This window comes from Streptomyces sp. NBC_01618, assembly GCF_045209435.1.
Taxonomy (GTDB): Bacteria; Actinomycetota; Actinomycetes; order Streptomycetales; family Streptomycetaceae; genus Streptomyces.
The window spans coordinates 825,944-842,325 of the sequence record NZ_CP109297.1 but is presented as its reverse complement, the minus strand read 5'-3'; the positions used below and the strand labels follow the sequence as shown (position 1 = coordinate 842,325).

Sequence of the window (16,382 nt, the reverse complement as noted above, 5' to 3'; positions counted from 1 at the left end):
GCCGGTTCAGCCGGCGCTCGCCCAGGTCCGCTGCGCCCAGTCGGCGAAGCTGGTCCAGTGGATCTCCGGGTGGGCGGCATGGAGGGCGGGGATGTCGACGCGGTAGCCGGGCCCGTTCAAGAACGACCACATCGCGTGCATGTCCGGATTGCCGATGGCCGCGAGCGGTACGTACTCGTGGCGGACCTCGCGTCCCAGCGCCGTACCGAGCGCGGCCGCCATCTGCGTGGGCGTGGGCGCGTCGCCGGCCAGTTCGATGCGCCGCCCGACGTACGGAGCGGGGTTGAGCAGCACTTCCGCCGCGAACGCGCCGAGGTCGGGCCGGGCGAGCTGCTGCAACGGCCGGTCGGGCGGCAGCGGCAGAGCGAGCACGCCGTCGAGGATGCCCCGCCCTCCGCCGAGCGCGTTGTCGAAGAAGTACGTCGGACCCAGGATCGTGTACGGCACATCGCCCGCGGCCAGTTCCGCCTCGATGCGAGCCTTGCTCTCGAAATGCGGTACTCCGCTGTCCTGATCGGCCCCGGCGACCGAACTGAACACGAGATGCGCAACGCGTTCCCGCGCCGCAGCCGCGAGGATGGCCCGCCCCTGCTCCACCTCCGCCTCGACACCGGCCTCGAAGGGCGTGGTGAACGCGAAGACACCGGCCACCCCCTTCATGGCCGCGGCGAGCGACCCGGGATCGCTCAGGGAACCCGCCACCACGTCGACACCCTGATCGGCCAGTTGCTGCGCGGCACTTTGACCGGGGTCGCGGACCAGCGCCCTGATCCGGGTCCCGCGGGCCAGCAGCGCGCCGGTCACGGCACCGCCCTGCCCGCCCGTCGCGGCCAACACCAGGATCGGCTCCTGCACCATGGATGAACTCCCTCTTCTGCAGCGGGGCACCGGATCTGAAGTCGGCCCCGACGGCAATCATCCGTCACGGACGACAGCGCACGACGCGGACTCGCCCGAGATGGGCGCTGGAGGACTCGACCCCGTGCACGCACAGTCATGACGCTCGTCCGACCGGCGCCCAGCGTTCCCCTCTTCATATGATTGCCGGAAAGAAGAGAGTCCCATGCAGTTCGGCATCTTCACAGTCGGAGACGTGACGTCCGATCCGACCACCGGCCGCACTCCGTCGGAGCACGAGTGCATCAAGGCGATGGTCGCTATCGCGCTCAAGGCGGAGGAGGGGGGCCTGGACGTCTTCGCGACCGGCGAGCACCACAACCCGCCGTTTGTACCGTCGTCCCCGACGACCTGCTCGGCTACGTCGCCGCGCGCACCGAGAAGCTGATCCTGTCCACCGCCACGACACTGATCACCACCGACGACCCGGTGAAGATCGCGGAGGACTTCGCGATGCTCCAGCACCTGGCGGACGGCCGGGTGGACCTGATGCTGGGGCGGAGAAACACCGGACCCGTCCATCCCTGGTTCGGGCAGGACATCCGGCAGGGCATTCCGCTCGCCCGGGAGAACTACGCGCTGCTGCGCCGACTGTGGCGCGAGGACGTCGTGGACTGGGAGGGCACGTTCCGCACGCCCCTTCAAGGCTTCACCGCGACGCCCCGGCCGCTGGACGGCGTACCGCCGTTCGTCTGGCACGGCTCGATTCGCTCGCCGGAGATCGCCGAGCAGGCCGCGTTCTACGGCGACGGCTTCTTCCACAACAACATCTTCTGGCCTGCCGAGCACACGAGGCGGATGGTCCAGCTGTACCGGCGGCGGTACGCGCACCACGGGCACGGCACGCCCGAGCAGGCGATCGTCGGGCTCGGCGGGCAGGTCTTCATGCGCAAGAACTCGCAGGACGCCGTACGGGAGTTCCGCCCCTACTTCGACAACGCGCCCCGGTCTACGGCCACGGACCCTCCCTGGAGCTTCACTCAGCAGACACCGCTCACGGTGGGCTCCCCGCAGCAGGTCATCGAGCAGACCCTCGCCTTCCGGGAGACCGTCGGCGACTACCAGCGCCAGCTGTTCCTGATGGATCACGCGGGCCTGCCCCTGAAGACCGTGCTGGAGCAACTCGACATCCTCGGCGAAGAGGTGGTGCCCGTCCTGCGCGAAGAGTTCGCGAAGGGGCGCCCCGCCGAGGTACCGGACGCGCCGACGCACGCGTCGCTGCTCAAGGTCCAGGAAGAGGTGAACGCCGCATGAAGCTCGTCGCCGTCTCCGCGGGGCTGAGCCCCCCGTCCTCGACCCGCCTGGTCGCGGACCGTCTCGCCGAGGCGGTCCAGGGCGAACTCGCCCCCGGGGCCTCGACGTGCAGACCGAGGTCGTCGAACTGCGTGAACTGGCCGTCGCTGTCGCCAACAACCTCGTGACCGGGTTCCCGCCGCCCCCGCTGGCCGCCGCGATCGACTCGGTGGCGGGCGCCGCAGGACTGATCGCGGTCACACCCGTGTTCACCGCCTCCTACAGCGGTCTGTTCAAGTCCTTTTTCGACCTCATCGACCCGGACGCCCTGACCGGCAAGCCGGTCCTGATCGCGGCTACCTGAGGTACGGCCCGCCACTCCCCGGTCCTGGAGCACGCGCTGCGCCCGCTGTTCTCCTTATCTGCGCGCGGCCGTTGCCCCCACCGCCGTGTACGCGGCGTCCGAGGACCGGGGGCCGGGCGGTGACGCGTACACCGAGGGGCTGCCCGCGCGCATCCGGCGGGCGGGCGCCGAGCTGTCCGCCCTCATGGCCGCGTGCCCGGATGAACCGGCACCCGAGGGCGAGGACGAGGTCACCGCGCTCGAACGGCAGCTGTCCGACCTGCACTTCGACTGAGCCCGGCCCCGACGAGCGCCGCCGGACCGCCGACGGCGGTCCGGCCCAGGCGGACGACCGCGGACGGTTGCCGGGTCGGCAGGCCGAGGTCCTGTTCCTGCACGGCGATCACCACCGAGGTCTCGGGCGGCGCCTGGAACAGCGCCTCCAGCAGCGCCTCGGCGGTCGGGCGGTCCACACCGGCGGTGGGCTCGTCCAGCAGCACCGGGGGGCGCCGCAGTACGGCGCGAGCGGTGGCCAGGCGTCTGCGCTGCCCCTGGGACAGCAGGCGCCCGGCGGGGCCGACCGGGGCCAGGAGAAGGTTCTCGTGCAGGGTGCCGGGCACCTGGTGCGCGGCACCCAGGAGACCCGGCCGGGATCGGCGGGACGGCCTGTCCGTCCACCACGTGGAGCGCGCGTCCCTCGTGCGGGGCGAACAGCCCGCCGCCGCGGCCAGCAGGCTGGACTTGCCCGCCCCGCTCGGTCCGGTGACAGTCTGCTGAGCCGCGGCCCAGGTTCGCCACGAGCGGGCGGAGCGCTGACTTCTCCGTCCGCGCCATCTTCTTGCCCGGGAGCGCACAGTACGCTTCTCGTCGGACGTGGTGAAGGAGACAGCACCGATACTTATGATCCGTCACCGCTGCAAGCGGCAGCTGGTGCAGCCCGGAACTCAGAGAGGCACCGGACCCGCTCGCGGGGCCACGGTCAGACCGACGGAGTGCACGGACGTGGTTGGCTCAAGAACTGGCGGACGGACCGAGCCCCCGAGGATGCGCCGCGACGGAAATCGCCCGCATCGGACACGAGTCAAGAACTTCAGGAGCCACCTTGTCCCGTACCTACCCTCGCAAGTTCTCTCGTTCCGAGACCACACGGGCCGAGGCCTTCAGTGACGGTGTGTTTGCCATTGCAGTCACGCTCCTGGTCCTCAACCTCGCTGATCCGCCGCACATGCCTGGCGGCCTTGGCCGGGCTTTGCTGGCTCAGTGGCCTGCCTACCTCGGCTACCTGGCGTCATTCGGCTATGTTGCGGTGATCTGGCTCAACCACCACCAGGCCTTCGTCCGCATCAGGGCCATGGACAGCGGACTACATGCTGACGCCTGCCGCGGCGACCGCGTCAGCATCGACAATCCCAAGCCGGGCGACCTGGTGTTCAACCCCGGCAGCGACGGATCGGACGCACGCCCGGGGCACGTCCGGCCTCGGGACTGGTGGGCTCGCATGTTCAGGTGTCGCGTATTCGCGGCCGAGCCCAGATGGGGCTCGCGCGGAGTGATCTGCGCGAGCTCGGCGGCACCCGGCAGTCTGCTGGTCGGCGATTGACATGATGGGCAGCGGCAAGTCTCAGGTGTCTCTAGAGGAGCGACTATGGCGTTCAAGACCGGAGTCGCCGAACGGGATGAGTGGTCCTATTCGCCGGCTGTCGGCGTCGGACCGCTCCGGTTTGGTATGACCGTCGACGAAGTGGTCGAGGCGGCTGAGATACTCGGCCAGACGAAGGTCAGCGATTGTGCGCGGGACCACGCGATCTTCTCGCCGACTTGGAAGGTCGAAGTCCACCGTCGCGGGGTGGCTCCTTCACCGCCTGCCGTCACGGCCTATGTGAGCCAAGTTGTGGGGCTGTTCTGCATCGCTGCCGACGCCGTGCACGGTCCCCAGGTCGCGTACGACGGACTCCCGCTGGTCGGGAGAGACCTGTCGGAGCTGGAGAGCGACGCAATCGCGTATGCCGAGGCAATGGACGTGCACTTTCGCTACACGGGGTACGGCCGAGATACGGGTCAAAGGGGCAACGAGATGATCTTGAAGCCCTGATCTGCTCGGATTTACGTGCGGCGACGTGCGGCGGGGTCGCGTTCGGCGACGTGCCGAGCGACCGAGTCGACGCCGGGGCGGGCGTACCGCTCCGGGGAGCGGACGGAGGCATGGCGGGAGCGGGCCAGCAGCATCGGGGTGGAGGTGCCGTCTTCCGCGTCATGCGTCAGGGCGCTGTGCCGGAGCCGGTGCAGGGTCCAGCCGTCCAGGTCCTCGATGTCCTCGGGCGAGGCGAGCGGGTTGGCCAGCAGCCGGGTGTTCTCCTCGAAGATCTCCTCAGCCCGGCGGTACGAGAGCCGGGCGCGGCCGGTCTCCGGGCATACGTCGAGCGTCGGCGTTCCGGCCGGGGCCTTGCGGTCGGTGAGGAACAGCGGGCCGCGGGTGCGCCGGGCGATGAGTCGGGGCAGGAGCTGGGCGGTTCCGGACTGCCAGTGAATCCACTCGGTCGCCCCGCCCTTGGCGGTGATCTTCCCGCGTTTGTCCTGCGGGTACAGGGGTTCCACGTTCAGGCAAAGCACCTCATCGGCCCGTGCGGCGGACTCGTAGAGCATCTTCCACTGCGTCTTCTCCCGCAGGGCGACGTCCAGGCGCCACAGGGCGGCGATCTGGTTCTGCGCCAGGGCCTTGGTGCGGTCGGGCGGTGCCGGCCGCCGCTCGATGCCGACGTCGGGTCGCCTTCGATCCAGCCCTGGCGCCGTCACCAGCCGATCGCCTTGCGGGTGATGGACAGTTCCCGGTTGACGGTGTCGGCGTCCATCTCGTCCGCCCGCGCCGCCGCCAGCTCGGCCAGCATCTTTGGCAGTGCCGGGTCGTCGATCGCGGCGACGGGGAAGACGGGCGGCTTCGCGCCCCGGCGGGCGGGCCCGGTCGGCGCCGGCTCGCCGACGAGCATCCACCCCCACGTCGTCAGCGAGATCCGGTAGATCCGCGCGGAGGACTTCGCGATGCCCGCGCCGGTGAGGTACCGCTCGACCGCCGCGGTGTACGTGGCCGGAGGGGCGGACATGGGCACGACGCGGGCGCGCGGCAGCCGGAGCGCGCCCCCTGTTCCGAGTTCGGTCACTGGTTCGACTGTCACGCCCGCCCCACCCCCCGGCACTGCCGCAGTAAATGCGTACACCTCGCCCCGGCGGCCGGAATGACCCACCGCAGGTCGCGGTGATCACGATAGAGGCTCTGCCGCAGTAAATCCGGCATTTACTGCGGCATCACCCGGCGAACCGTCAGGGTGGCAGAAGTCCCGATAAGCCGCCTCGAAGCGGAACGGCCGCTACCGCCAACCGCTGCACCGCCAACCGCTGCACCGCCGACCCCCGCGCCCGACCCAGCCCCGAGCATCACCCTGCGCTACATGTCCGTCCGCCGTAGCTATACGAGAACAGGGCCATAACGAGGTCCCCGCCACCCTGCGCATCGAGGGCAACAACCTCATCCAGACCGTCCAGACCAACGCGGGCACCCGCTATCCCGTCACCGCCGACCCCGCCTGGTTCATCCCCGCTGCGGTGATCCTCTCCCGCGTCATGCTCAAACAAGCAGTGAAGAAGGCCAAACCCCGCAAAGCCACCCGCAAGACCGGCAAGGAAAAGGCCAACGACGTTCCTCGATTCGTCCGCGGAGAGCGCCGCAGGCCCGACGAGTCCCTCGGCAAAGCCATCGACCGCGTCATGCGCAAGGGAGGCTACAAGCCTCCCTACAAGACGGGTCCGACCTCGGACTACAACAAGGTAAAGAAGTACCTTTCACGGAACTGATGGAATAGGCAGTCGCGCCCATGCGCTTGACGTACTTGACAGTTTCGCCCCTGCTGACTGCAGGAGAGTGCAACTCATCGGAAACCTAAGGAAGTGCAGCATGGGAGTCGATGACGCCGAGGCAGCGACGGACGACGAGCTGTTCCAGAGAGCGCTGTTCGAGGTCAGCACGGAGGAGACAGACGACGACCGCCTTCCGGCGCTGGAAGCGTTGCAGGACCGGCCGACCTCCCATGTTTTTGAACGCGCGGTTCGTCTGCTGGCACACGAATCGCCGGATGAACGAGAGCTGGGAGCACGGATTCTGCGCGAGTTGGGCCCCGACGATGGAACGGGTCACCGGCCGTTCACCACGAAGACCATCAAGGCCATCGTGGCGGAGATGCCCGACGAGCCGGACCCTTGGGTTCTGGGATGGCTGATCTCCGCACTGGGTTACCACAATGCCCAGGAGGCCCTCGATCTGGTACTCAGCTACCAGGTGCACACAGCACAGCCCGTCCGGTTCTCGGTAGCTGCCGCGCTTCCTGCGCTGGCCGACCAGGAACACACCGAGGCCAGAGTTGTCGAGGCTCTCCTGACGCTGTCCGAGGACGAGAACGACTCAGTGCGCTGGTATGCCTTGTATGCACTGTTCAACGAGACGGTCGGAATCACCGACGCGCAAAAGACAGCGTGGGCTAACACTCTGACCGAAAGAGGCAGCACGGAACGACGTGCCGAGCTGCGCAAGATCGCTACAACCCTCGACGACCATGCTGATAGCACCTTGCGAAATGCTCTCGAACAGGCATAGCGCAGAAGCCTGACCAGAAGTCGCGCAAGCCCTCAGGATCATCTCATTGCCCCTTGGGCGCATCTCCCCAGGACCGTCCCGCACTTTGACCTTGACGGCCAACAGGGCTACCACCTGGCGCTGGGGTAGCCGGCGGCGGTCGTACACCGATCAGTTCCCGACCGCCGTTACGTTTCCCGGCGCCCTGCACTCGATCGGCGTGCCGTCGGCAGCACGAGCCGTGGTCTCGGAATCGCGGAAGGCGTACGGGATGCGCCCAGGGAAGGCGTGCCCGTTCGGGTAGGTGTGCCAGGTCTGCTTGTCAGCGGGCTCAGGCGGCCTGTCCAAGGACGGCAGTGCTGAGGTCGTGTTCGCGCAGCGGGGTGAAGTCGACGTCGAGTTTCGGGTCGTAGGCGTCGGGCTGGATGCCGAGTTCGTGGGTGCTGTACTCGCCGAACCGGTTGATGTGTTCGGTCAGGTATGGCGAGATGTGGGCCAGGTCCTCGGGGTCGATCTCCCACCCTTCCTCCAGCAGCTGACGGACGATCTCCGCGATGTCCGGGGCGTTGTGGAAGATCACCGCGTTCGTGAGCAGCGCGTTGAACTTCATTGCCTTCTCCTGCTCGATGGGGTCGTTGTCGGCGATGACGCCGCGGTTGCCGAAACCGATCCACTGGGAGAATCGGTTGAACGACTCCACCTTGTTGGTTGCCGCGGTCACCCGCCGGCGAAGCAGCGCGTCGGAAAGGTAGCGCAACAGCTGGACGGTGCGGATGACACGGCCGACCTCGCGGAAGGCGGCGTAGGTTGCGTTCTTCCTCGACCCCGACCGCAGCCGCTTGAGCAGTGTGGAGGAGGAGATGGTGCCCTCGCGTACGGAAACGGCCACCCGCATCAGGTGGCGGAACTGGGACTCGATCAGGTCGAAGTCGATTGTGTTCTTGCCCGGCTCGCCGAAGAGGGCGTCGATGTGCACGTACTCGGTCTGCTTGGAGGGCCGGTAGAAGGTCAGTTCCTTCCAGTTCCTGATCCTGGGCATCAAGTCGAAGCCCAGCAGGTGGGCGAGCGCAAAGACCGGGAAGCTCTGGCCTTGGGTATCGGCGTGCACTGTGGTCGGCTGCACCTCGCTGGTGTTCTTCAGCAGGCCCTCGATGATGTAGACGGCCTCCCACACACCGCACGGGATGAAGTGCGTGAACAGCGCGATGTACGTGTCCGAGACGTGGTGGTAGGCGATCCCGCCCGGCTTGCCGTACCTGACGGAAGTCTCGGAGAGCAGGTTGTCGAGATAGGTGTCCATGTGGGTGCCGTCCGCCGCCACCCCGGTCCCGTCGCCCCACGCCTGCGAGATGTCCAGGCGGGCGTGCGCGTTCACCAGGTCGGCGACTGCCTCGTTCAGCAGCACGATCGAGAAGTGTTTGTTGGCGACGTACGACAGCTCGTGCCCGCTCACGCCGGAGATGTGCCGGGCGGCCTCGTATGGGCCCATGTTGGTGCCCTTGACGAAGGTGACGATCACGTACCGGCCCAGGGGATCGGTGAGCTTGGGCTCGTTCCCCGACGGCGGGCCGAAGCGGCGCCACCCACTCCACCCAGTACGCGGTCCGGGCCACGATCCCCATCAGGGAACGCTCCGGCATCCTCGCCTTGATCTCCTGCTCCAGCCGCTTCGCCGACGGCCGCTGACCGTCAGCCCTAAACGCCTTCAGCGACGGGATGCCCGTCTCCGGATCGATGACCAGACCCTCGTTCTCCGGATACCCGGCATCCGCCGCGGCGGCGGCGCCGCGCAGTTTGTCCTCCAGCTGCCGGCGAAAGAACTTTGCGTCGAATTCGGCGCTCTCGCCCGGCTCGGCGAGGCCGACCTCCACCAGGTAGGACCCCAGCATCTCCTGGACGATCTCCCAGGCCAGCAGCTGCTCGGACCAGTCGGCGTACTCCTCCGAGCCGACCACCGCGACGTCGCCGGTGCGCAGTTCCTCGGCGAGCGCGGTGAAGACCATCGCCTCGAAGTGCTTGCGCACGAACTGCCCGGTACGGGACTTGTCGACCACCGCCTTGCGCCAGTTCTGGGTGGCGAAGGAGATGTCGACCTGCTTGCCTTCCTCGTTGAAGGCGGTGATGTACTCGCCGCGGGCCGCCTGGTGCCGCTGGGCGTGCGCGAGGGCGTCCAGCACCCGACTGTCCTCGCTGATCGCGGTGAACTTCAACTTGTCGTTATCGGCCAGGTCGAACATCACCGCTCGGTCCCGGCCGATCTGGCCGTACAGCAGCACTTCCCAGAAGTTGCCGTGGTGGGCGGAGACCTTCTCGATCTGCTCGTACTGCTTCGCGAACCCTCCGAAGCCGTCCACCGCGAGGGTAATCGCGCCGAACCCGCCGGCCTGCACCACCTGGGCCTTCGCCAGGGCGAGGACCGCCAGGGAGACCCTGCCCTCCAGCCGCGTCGCGACCTCGTCCACCGACGCCTCTTCGTCCAGGCCATCCAGGGCCTGGCGGGCTTCGGCGGTCATGGCCGCGGCCTTCGTGAGCGCCTCCTGGGCCGGGCCGCCCTCGTCGATGTGCTTGAGCACCGTGCGGTAGTTCCCGATCAGGGACTCGACGATCTCCCGCTCGGCGAGCCGGATCTCCTCCAGCTCCGCCTTGGCCTTCTTGATCTTCGTCGCCACGCGCTTGCAGAACATCGTCGCCAGGTCGTCCCGCACCCGCATCCGCGCCTTGTGCGTCAGAGCGGCGACCAGCGCGATGCGCTTGACGGGGACGAAGTCCCGCAGCTCCGAGGCGTCCGCCGCGTCCGCCTCTCCAGCGAAGTCGGTGACCTTCCCCGCGGCGACTCCGTCCATCCACACGTCGGTGTCGCCGAGCTCGTCCAGCCAGTCCAGACGCCTGGTCAGGTGTTTGAAGTGCGACCAGGTCGGGCCCTTGGCGGACTTCTTCAGCCGGTTGAACAGCGTCGTCCCGTCGCTGTCACGGTCTTCCAGCAGCCGCATGAGCCCCGCCCGCTGAGCGGCGCTCATGCGGTCGTGGATGCCCGTGCAGATCGAGGCGTTGACCTCGGTGCGGATTTTCGAGGCCATCTTGTCGAAGGTCGAGAACCCGGGCAGCTCCAGCCCGGCCTCCACCACCTTCTCCAGCGCGATGTTGATCAGATCCGCCGGGCGGTTCTTCGCCGCGGCCTCCTTGCGGATCGACCGCTCGACGATCCCCCGGGCCTTGGCCTGGTCGTACGTCACGCCGGCCTGCTTGCGGACCAGGCCCCGGTGATGCTTGGCGGTCCGCTCCGCCCGGTACACCGGCAGCGTGCCCTCCGGCAGCTCCACCGCCCGCCGTACGAAGTCCACCACCATCTCCGGGACGTCCTCAAGCGCGGGGAAACACCCCATACGCCGGTACGACTTCAGCATCAGCATCAGCAGCAGCGCCAGCAGATGCTCATCGCAGTCCGTGGCATCGGCCGCCCACTCCAGCTCATCGCGGCTCGGGGAGAAGAACAGATGCAGCTCATGCGCGGTGATCAGCCGCTTGAACCGCGGATACGCGGTCCGTTCAATCGATGTCACAACCCACCCCAGGCCCCAGACGACGCTCAACACCACCACCAACGACACTGCGCCGAATGGGTGACGGGCGACGAGCACTCAGGGCTTCAAGATCATCCCGTTGCCCCTTTGCCGCGTATCTCGGTCACACACGCCCGAGGGCTACGCAGGACCGGATGATTCCGGGGTCGTGATGCGCGGGCAACTAGTCGGGCAGGTCCTCCGATCGCGTCCGTTGTTCATGGTGACGCGCGACGGCGCGAATACTGAATGGGACTCGATGCCCTCCGAGGAGTACCGCGTCAACGGCCAGTCCACGGCCTGACGTGGTGTGACTCATGACGTGGGGTGGAGGAGATACGCCCGAATACGCCAGCTCACCAGTCGAGGCCGCGTTCGGGGCGCCCGTTAATGCACGAAGGCGAGTTCCTTGATCACATCCGTCGCTGCGTTGTCCGCTTCATGGAGACGGGCGCAACCGGCGACCTGTAGCGATCACTGGCTGTGGTCGCCAGGGGCGTATCGGCTCCAGGTTCCGCCGGCCTCCGTGACGAGGTGGGTGGTGGTCTTGTCGTGGTAGCCGAGGGCCCGGGCGACCACAGGTGCGGGGGCTTGGAGGACCAGTTGGCGGATCGCTGAGGCCCGGCCGCGCTGGGCGGGAACTCCGGCGGCTCGGAGCTGGTCGAGCAGGCTGGTCGGGTCCATCGGATGCCCGGGCTGCCGGCCGGGGAACAGCCAGGCCGTGCTGCGGCTGCTGGCGCGGGCGAGCCGGGGCTGTTCAGCCAGGTAGGCGCGCACGAGACTGGCGACGGGTCCGGGCAGCGGCGACGGAGGGTCTCCGAGCCGGAGCATGAGGGCATCACCATCGTCGATGACGTCCTCGGTGGTCAACCGGACGATGCGACTGATGGGTTGGGCATAGAGCAGGACGAGCGAGGCCGCGGTTCGAGTTCGCAGCGGCAGGGTCTCGTCGTGCAGAACGCGGCGGAGGACGGCGAGGCGGCGGTGCTGGTGCATCGGGGCCTGGTCCTGCTTGATCACGTGGGGCGGCAGGGCGAGTCGGGGCATGGCGCCGTTGCCCATGCACCAGCGCAGGAAGGGCTGGGCGGGTCGGCGGGTGGCGTAGTTGTCCGCGTGCCAGGCGTCGAGGTCGGCCTGTCGGCACTGGTCAAGGGTCCGGTTGCGGGCTGCGAGCCAGGTGAGGAAGGCGTCGCCCTGGGTGATCTGCTGCCGGGCCTCGTGGGTGGGGGAGCGTCCGAGCGGCCCGGCTTCGGCCTTCGCTCGTAGGCGCCGCAGCTGGTGCCAGGTGGCGAATCGGTGCAGGAGCTGGTGTCGCGCGGGATCCTCGACCGCCGTGAGGCGCTCGGCGAGCCAGCGTTCGTAGAGCAGGAGCCGCCGGTCCGCGTGGGGCAGGATGTTGCTCTCCATGAGCAGGTCGCGCAGGTGGGCGGCCGTGCGCCAGTGCTCCTGCTGCTGCAGGCCCTCGTGGCTGATCGGGACGCGACCGCTCGCCAGGTCCTGCAGGAGGCGAATGACGTTGGGGCGGCGGAGCCAGATCAACCTGCTCTTGGGGCGGTCAAGCTCCAGGAGCAGGTCCATGAGGGGCACCAGCTGGGGGCGAACCTGGCCGGTGCCGTCGTCGAGGAGGCTGGCGAGCCGGTCGGCCAGGGTGCAGCGTTCGCAGAGCCGGCGACCGAGCAGCATCCCCTCGAAGCCGCAGCGGTCGCAGAAGAAGTCGCGGCTGATCCCCGCGCAGTCGCGGCAGACCGAGACGCCATCCGGATCGCGGCCGGGCAGCAGCCGGTCCGTGCCGCAGCCCGGACAGCGGCCCCGGACGCGCAGGGCGCGCTCGTAGCAGGTGCGGCAGATCGGCCCGTCAGACCACTCGGCCGACTTCGCCCCTCGTCGGCTACAGCGCGAGCACGTGCGGACGTGCCAGCGTTCGTACTCCTCCGGCGTCATGATCAGTCCTCCGTCAGCCTGACCCGCTTGGGTCGGCGGGCGGCCAGGTCGACCGGCGCATCCTGGCCGACGGCCCGCCGGGCGGTCAGATTCTCGGCCGAGGTGGCGATCAAGTCGGTGGCCGTGCAGCCGAGGATGTCGCAGAGCGCCGCCAGCACCGGCAGCGATAGCCGTTCCGGGGTTCCGGAGACCAAGCGGTGGACCTGGGAGGCGGACAGGGTGATGCCCCGCTCGGACAAGTGGGGCATCAGCTCGGTGACCGTGAACATGCCGCGCGAGCCCATCAGCTCGCGCAGGCGCCACCGGTAGCTGATCTGGCGGGGCATCAGGAGATCCTTCCCGGCCGCAAGGCGGCCTCGACGGTGGCGTCCAGGACGCGGCGCAGGGTACGGGTGCGGAAGTCGGAGGAGACGCAGGTGTAGATCGCGGTGGTGGACGCGTGGTCGTGGCCGACCTGGTGCTGGACGAACAGCGGGTCGAAGCCGGCTTCGATCAGGTGGGTGATGTAGGACCTGCGCAGGGAGTGGAACTCCAGGGCTGGGTCGAGGCCGAGGGCATCGCGGTAGGCCGCGAAGCGTGAGTCCAGGCGCTGCAGTCCGACCCGCGGTCCCCGCTCGGAGGGCCAGAGGGCTGGGCCGGTGGCGTGCCGCATGCCCGGCCGGACCTCGCTGATCCACTCGTCGACGGTGTCGGGTGTCCAACGCCAGACGGTCAGCACGCTGCGGCGCTTGGGCGGTGAGCCCTTCTTCGCCTTGCCGTAGCGGACCTGAAGGGTGCCGTACTCTCCGAACTCGCGCCCTTCGGGGTTGCGGCCGAAATCGGTGAGGTCGAGCATGCGGGTCTCGTTGCGCCGAAGGCCGTAGGCGTAGGCGGTCTTGAACAGGGCGGCGTCGCGGAAGGCCGGCAGCCAGCCTTTGCGGCCCTTGCCGCGGACCCGCAGGACCTGGTCGTCGGCGTAGTCGAAGAACGCCTCCAGCTCGGGCTTGGTGAACGCTCGGCGTTCCGGCTCGCCCTCGGCCTCGTCTGCGTGCACCGCCGCGTTCCAGTCGTGGACCACCTGGACCGGGTGCGTGCCGAACAGGCGCAGGCACTCCTCCGTCCACCCGTAGGCCGGGTTGGTCAGGAAGTCGCAGAACTGCCGTACCGCACCTTGGCAGTTGCGCAGGGTGGAGCGGACGCAGCCGTGGACCGAGCGGAGATCCGCCGACCACTCGTCGACGTGCTGCGGCGTCCACTGCCACGGCAGGACATCGGCGTGCCGGGTGAAGGCCCGAACCGTCCTCTCCTGGTCGGAGACGTACCCGGGCGACAGGTTTCGTGCGAGTTGCTGATTGCGCCAGCCCTGGAGCATCGCCTCGAAGACTGCTCGTCCGGCCGCAGCATCGGCAGGCCGTCGACCAGGTGGAGGCGCGCAGACCCCGGTGCGAGGCCGTCCTGACCCATCCGCCATCACTCTCCGTCTATCGCATTGGACGCGAGTTTTTCGCATCTGATGCGAGCCGGCGGCGTATCCCCAGCTCAATCGCTCGATGGAGTGAAGGAGTCAGCGCCAGGCCGACACAGTCGCTACCGTGATCTCATGCGCAGCCAGGTGCAACGTCCCTGGCAGACCTGGCAACAGCCGACGGTCGGCGAGTCCCAGGACTGCTGTCGCCTATTCGCATCCGATGCGATTGGCGTCGGTAGGAACATCGGTACAGCGGTTAACGCTAAGCCGGTGATCTTGTTCAGTCCGGAACTCCGAGGCCGGTGACGCGGTTCTCGTACTCGCGCCGGGCTTTGCGCTGGGCAGGGACGGTAGGGACACCCTGGCCGCCGTCGAGCGGTTGGCAGCGGGCGAGTAGCTGGCGGTGGACCCCTGGCACGGCCGTGATGCGCAGGCTGTAGCCCTGGCCGCGCCGTACGGTCACCCCTTGGTCGAGCGCGGCCCGCTCGGCGGGCTCCAGGTCGGACGCGCGGAGGAAGTCCGCGACCTTGCCCGGCATGTCGAGGGTGACCGGCAGTTCCGGAGCGGGGGTGTCCTCCTGCGAGATGGCGTTGTGGTCGGGCATGAGGTCGGCGACCGCCGTGCGGATCGCGTCGCGGCTGACGCCGTGGTCGCGGGCGAGGGCAGTGATCGAGCGGCCCTCCAGGTACGCGGTGCGGACGTCGTCGGTCTTCTCGGCCGCCACGGCGGGGCGGCGCCCGCCCTTGCTGCCCTTGGCCTCGGCGGCTCGCAGTCCGTCGTAGGTCAGCTCGCGCTGGAGGTCGCGCTGGAGTTCGCCGGCAGCGGCGAGGGTCTGCACCATGAACTTCACGGTGGACAGCAACTCCCCGGTGCGCGGGTGACGGGCGGTGAGGTCCATCGCGGAGAACGCGCCGTCGTGGATGCGCAGCGCCACCTGGTCGCGGTGGAGGACGTCGAGCACGTCGAGGATGTGCCCGGTGCCGCGTACGAGGCGGAACATCTCGGAGATGTGCACGGTGTCGCCCGGCCGCGCGTAGGTGAGCAGTTCGCGGAACTTCGGGCGCTGAAGGGGGTGGAGGCGGCTGGAGGTTCCCGGGTCCTCCTCGAAGACGACCGGGTCCTCGATCCCGGCCTCGTCCAGGACGAGGTTCTGCCGGGAGGTCGACTGCTGGTCGGTCGAGACCCGCTTGTAGACCAGGTTCGCCACCGAGTGAGACTGAGTTCTTGAGCTGGCCCGTGAGCGGCTGAGTTGGCCCCTCTGAGCGCCGCGATTGGCCCGTGGGGTCAGCGGACGAGTTCGTCGAGGTCGTGCGCGGTGTGTACGAAGTCGTCGATGAAGAGGTGGTAGCGGAGTGTGCCGGGGTAGTCGGCGATGCGCCTGTCGGCAATGACAGCAGCATGCTCTGCGGTCCCGAAGTGGATGACGGAGCCGTCGGCAGTCATGCGGACGAGGGCGTAGACCGCGTGAGCGTCCAGGTGCCCAGCGAGTGCGTGTAGGGTCTCGCCGCTCGTGACATGTCGATCTTGCGTGACCTGGGCGTTCTTGGCTGTCTCACGGCCTTGTCACCCATGATCAGTCTCAAATCCGTGGCATTTCCTCGCGAGGGCGAGGTCGAGATCAGGCGGCTTGCCCGAGTCGGCCGAGTACACCAAGCTGAGCCCCGAGCACGAGGACTACCGGCGAGCCCAGATCGCGCACCGATGAGTTTCCCGCGCCGCGCTGGTCTATACGCCGGACACCCACGGACGGAAGGCTGCGCCATGCGGAAACTGATCTACGGCATGAACCTGACCCTGGACGGCTACATCGCCGCGGCCGGCGACGACATCGGCTGGAGCGGACCGCCGAGCGACGAGCTGTTCCAGTGGTGGCTCGACCACGAGCAGGCGAGCGGCCTGTCGCTGTATGGGCGCAAGCTGTGGGAGACGATGAGCTCCTACTGGCCAACCGGCGACCAGCAGCCCAACGCCACCCCGGCGGAGATCGAGTTCGCGCGGAACTGGCGGGACACGCCGAAGGTGGTGTTCTCCTCGACGATCGACAAGGTCGACTGGAACACCCGCCTGGTCACCGGCGACGCAATCGCCGAGATCACCCGGCTCAAGGCCGAGGACGGCGGCCCAATGAACATCGGCGGCGCAACGCTCGCCGGGGCGGCCATGCGCGCCGGGCTGATCGACGAGTACGCGATCGCCGCCCATCCGGTCCTGGTGGGCAGCGGCACGCCGTTCTTCACCGCGCTGGACAGCTGGGTGAACCTGAACCTGGTGGAGACGCGGACGTTTCCCGGCGGCGTGGTCCTGACCAGGTACGAGACGAGGCGCTGAGCAGCAGCACCC

General features: G+C 68.4%; 17 protein-coding genes and 2 pseudogenes. 8 read left to right on the top strand and 11 right to left on the bottom strand.

What is annotated here, in order from left to right:
* Window positions 1-6 precede the first annotated feature (6 nt).
* A complete protein-coding gene (locus OH735_RS04015) occupies window positions 7-858 on the bottom strand; it encodes an NmrA/HSCARG family protein (RefSeq protein WP_406379515.1) in 852 nt (283 codons plus the stop codon).
* A gap of 205 nt (window positions 859-1,063) precedes the next feature.
* Here OH735_RS04015 and OH735_RS04010 point away from each other — a divergent pair, with 205 nt between their 5' ends.
* From OH735_RS04010 to OH735_RS04000, 3 genes and pseudogenes are all read left to right on the top strand, one after another.
* Entirely contained in the window at window positions 1,064-1,285 is a 222-nt protein-coding gene (locus OH735_RS04010) for an LLM class flavin-dependent oxidoreductase (protein ID WP_406379513.1), read from the top strand.
* Entirely contained in the window at window positions 1,249-2,151 is a 903-nt protein-coding gene (locus tag OH735_RS04005; RefSeq protein WP_406386398.1) for a CE1758 family FMN-dependent luciferase-like monooxygenase, read from the top strand. Before OH735_RS04010 ends, OH735_RS04005 begins: the two co-directional genes overlap by 37 nt.
* Window positions 2,148-2,768 (top strand): annotated as a pseudogene (locus tag OH735_RS04000) (FMN reductase). The gene OH735_RS04005 and the pseudogene OH735_RS04000 overlap by 4 nt, the downstream one beginning before the upstream one ends.
* Here OH735_RS04000 and OH735_RS03995 read toward each other — a convergent pair.
* Window positions 2,725-3,093, bottom strand: coding sequence for an ATP-binding cassette domain-containing protein (locus OH735_RS03995; protein WP_406379511.1), 369 nt, complete (start codon window positions 3,091-3,093; stop codon window positions 2,725-2,727). The pseudogene OH735_RS04000 and the gene OH735_RS03995 sit on opposite strands and share 44 nt — an antisense overlap.
* Window positions 3,094-3,575: 482 nt before the next feature.
* Between OH735_RS03995 and OH735_RS03990 the strand changes: the two genes are divergently transcribed.
* Window positions 3,576-4,073 carry a TMEM175 family protein gene (locus OH735_RS03990; RefSeq protein WP_406379510.1) on the top strand — a complete coding sequence of 166 codons (498 nt, stop codon included), beginning with the start codon at window positions 3,576-3,578 and terminating at the stop codon, window positions 4,071-4,073.
* A 45-nt stretch (window positions 4,074-4,118) separates the two neighbouring features.
* Window positions 4,119-4,565, top strand: a complete 447-nt coding sequence (locus tag OH735_RS03985; RefSeq protein ID WP_406379509.1) for a hypothetical protein — start codon at window positions 4,119-4,121, stop codon at window positions 4,563-4,565.
* An 11-nt stretch (window positions 4,566-4,576) separates the two neighbouring features.
* On the opposite strand, the gene OH735_RS03980 is transcribed toward OH735_RS03985, so the two are convergent.
* Window positions 4,577-5,266 carry a tyrosine-type recombinase/integrase gene (locus tag OH735_RS03980; protein ID WP_406379507.1) on the bottom strand — a complete coding sequence of 230 codons (690 nt, stop codon included), beginning with the start codon at window positions 5,264-5,266 and terminating at the stop codon, window positions 4,577-4,579.
* Window positions 5,263-5,643 (bottom strand): hypothetical protein, encoded by a 381-nt coding sequence (locus OH735_RS03975; protein WP_406379506.1) that lies wholly within the window; start codon window positions 5,641-5,643, stop codon window positions 5,263-5,265. The genes OH735_RS03980 and OH735_RS03975 overlap by 4 nt, the downstream gene beginning before the upstream one ends.
* A 427-nt stretch (window positions 5,644-6,070) precedes the next feature.
* On the opposite strand from OH735_RS03975, the gene OH735_RS03970 reads away from it, so the two are divergent.
* Together OH735_RS03970 and OH735_RS03965 are read left to right on the top strand one after the other, a co-directional pair.
* Window positions 6,071-6,319, top strand: coding sequence for a hypothetical protein (locus OH735_RS03970; RefSeq protein ID WP_406379505.1), 249 nt, complete (start codon window positions 6,071-6,073; stop codon window positions 6,317-6,319).
* A gap of 100 nt (window positions 6,320-6,419) precedes the next feature.
* The gene (locus OH735_RS03965) at window positions 6,420-7,115 is read left to right on the top strand and encodes a HEAT repeat domain-containing protein (RefSeq protein ID WP_406379503.1); all 696 of its coding nucleotides are present in this window, start codon (window positions 6,420-6,422) and stop codon (window positions 7,113-7,115) included.
* Between the two features lie 310 nt (window positions 7,116-7,425).
* Here the strand turns inward: OH735_RS03965 and OH735_RS03960 are convergent, their stop codons facing one another.
* From OH735_RS03960 to OH735_RS03930, 7 genes and pseudogenes are all read right to left on the bottom strand, one after another.
* Window positions 7,426-8,613, bottom strand: a complete 1,188-nt coding sequence (locus OH735_RS03960; RefSeq protein WP_406379502.1) for a transposase — start codon at window positions 8,611-8,613, stop codon at window positions 7,426-7,428.
* 1,606 nt (window positions 8,614-10,219) lie between these two features.
* A pseudogene (locus OH735_RS03955) lies at window positions 10,220-10,654 on the bottom strand (DUF4158 domain-containing protein); the annotation flags it as partial.
* 474 nt (window positions 10,655-11,128) lie between these two features.
* Window positions 11,129-12,595: a hypothetical protein gene (locus OH735_RS03950; RefSeq protein WP_406379501.1), complete on the bottom strand. Its 1,467-nt coding sequence runs from the start codon at window positions 12,593-12,595 to the stop codon at window positions 11,129-11,131.
* Window positions 12,596-12,597: 2 nt separating this feature from the next.
* On the bottom strand, window positions 12,598-12,921 hold the full coding sequence (locus OH735_RS03945; RefSeq protein WP_406379499.1) for a helix-turn-helix domain-containing protein: 324 nt from the start codon (window positions 12,919-12,921) through the stop codon (window positions 12,598-12,600).
* The gene (locus OH735_RS03940) at window positions 12,921-13,946 is read right to left on the bottom strand and encodes a tyrosine-type recombinase/integrase (RefSeq protein WP_406379498.1); all 1,026 of its coding nucleotides are present in this window, start codon (window positions 13,944-13,946) and stop codon (window positions 12,921-12,923) included. Before OH735_RS03940 ends, OH735_RS03945 begins: the two co-directional genes overlap by 1 nt.
* A gap of 376 nt (window positions 13,947-14,322) precedes the next feature.
* A complete protein-coding gene (locus tag OH735_RS03935) occupies window positions 14,323-15,249 on the bottom strand; it encodes a recombinase family protein (protein WP_406379496.1) in 927 nt (308 codons plus the stop codon).
* A 77-nt stretch (window positions 15,250-15,326) separates the two neighbouring features.
* The gene (locus tag OH735_RS03930; protein WP_406379495.1) at window positions 15,327-15,485 is read right to left on the bottom strand and encodes a hypothetical protein; all 159 of its coding nucleotides are present in this window, start codon (window positions 15,483-15,485) and stop codon (window positions 15,327-15,329) included.
* A gap of 318 nt (window positions 15,486-15,803) precedes the next feature.
* Here OH735_RS03930 and OH735_RS03925 point away from each other — a divergent pair, with 318 nt between their 5' ends.
* Complete coding sequence (locus tag OH735_RS03925; RefSeq protein WP_403856740.1) at window positions 15,804-16,370, top strand: dihydrofolate reductase family protein; 567 nt, start codon at window positions 15,804-15,806, stop codon at window positions 16,368-16,370.
* Window positions 16,371-16,382 lie beyond the last annotated feature (12 nt).

Excerpts from the sequence above, each read along its gene's own strand:
- OH735_RS03930 (WP_406379495.1), bottom strand. The coding sequence starts at position 15,485 with ATGACTGCCGACGGCTCCGTCATCCACTTCGGGACCGCAGAGCATGCT.
- OH735_RS03925 (WP_403856740.1), top strand. The coding sequence starts at position 15,804 with ATGCGGAAACTGATCTACGGCATGAACCTGACCCTGGACGGCTACATC.
- OH735_RS03950 (WP_406379501.1), bottom strand. The coding sequence starts at position 12,595 with ATGACGCCGGAGGAGTACGAACGCTGGCACGTCCGCACGTGCTCGCGC.
- OH735_RS03965 (WP_406379503.1), top strand. The coding sequence starts at position 6,420 with ATGGGAGTCGATGACGCCGAGGCAGCGACGGACGACGAGCTGTTCCAG.
- OH735_RS03945 (WP_406379499.1), bottom strand. The coding sequence starts at position 12,921 with ATGCCCCGCCAGATCAGCTACCGGTGGCGCCTGCGCGAGCTGATGGGC.
- OH735_RS04010 (WP_406379513.1), top strand. The coding sequence starts at position 1,064 with ATGCAGTTCGGCATCTTCACAGTCGGAGACGTGACGTCCGATCCGACC.
- OH735_RS03985 (WP_406379509.1), top strand. The coding sequence starts at position 4,119 with ATGGCGTTCAAGACCGGAGTCGCCGAACGGGATGAGTGGTCCTATTCG.
- OH735_RS03940 (WP_406379498.1), bottom strand. The coding sequence starts at position 13,946 with ATGCTCCAGGGCTGGCGCAATCAGCAACTCGCACGAAACCTGTCGCCC.
- OH735_RS04015 (WP_406379515.1), bottom strand. The coding sequence starts at position 858 with ATGGTGCAGGAGCCGATCCTGGTGTTGGCCGCGACGGGCGGGCAGGGC.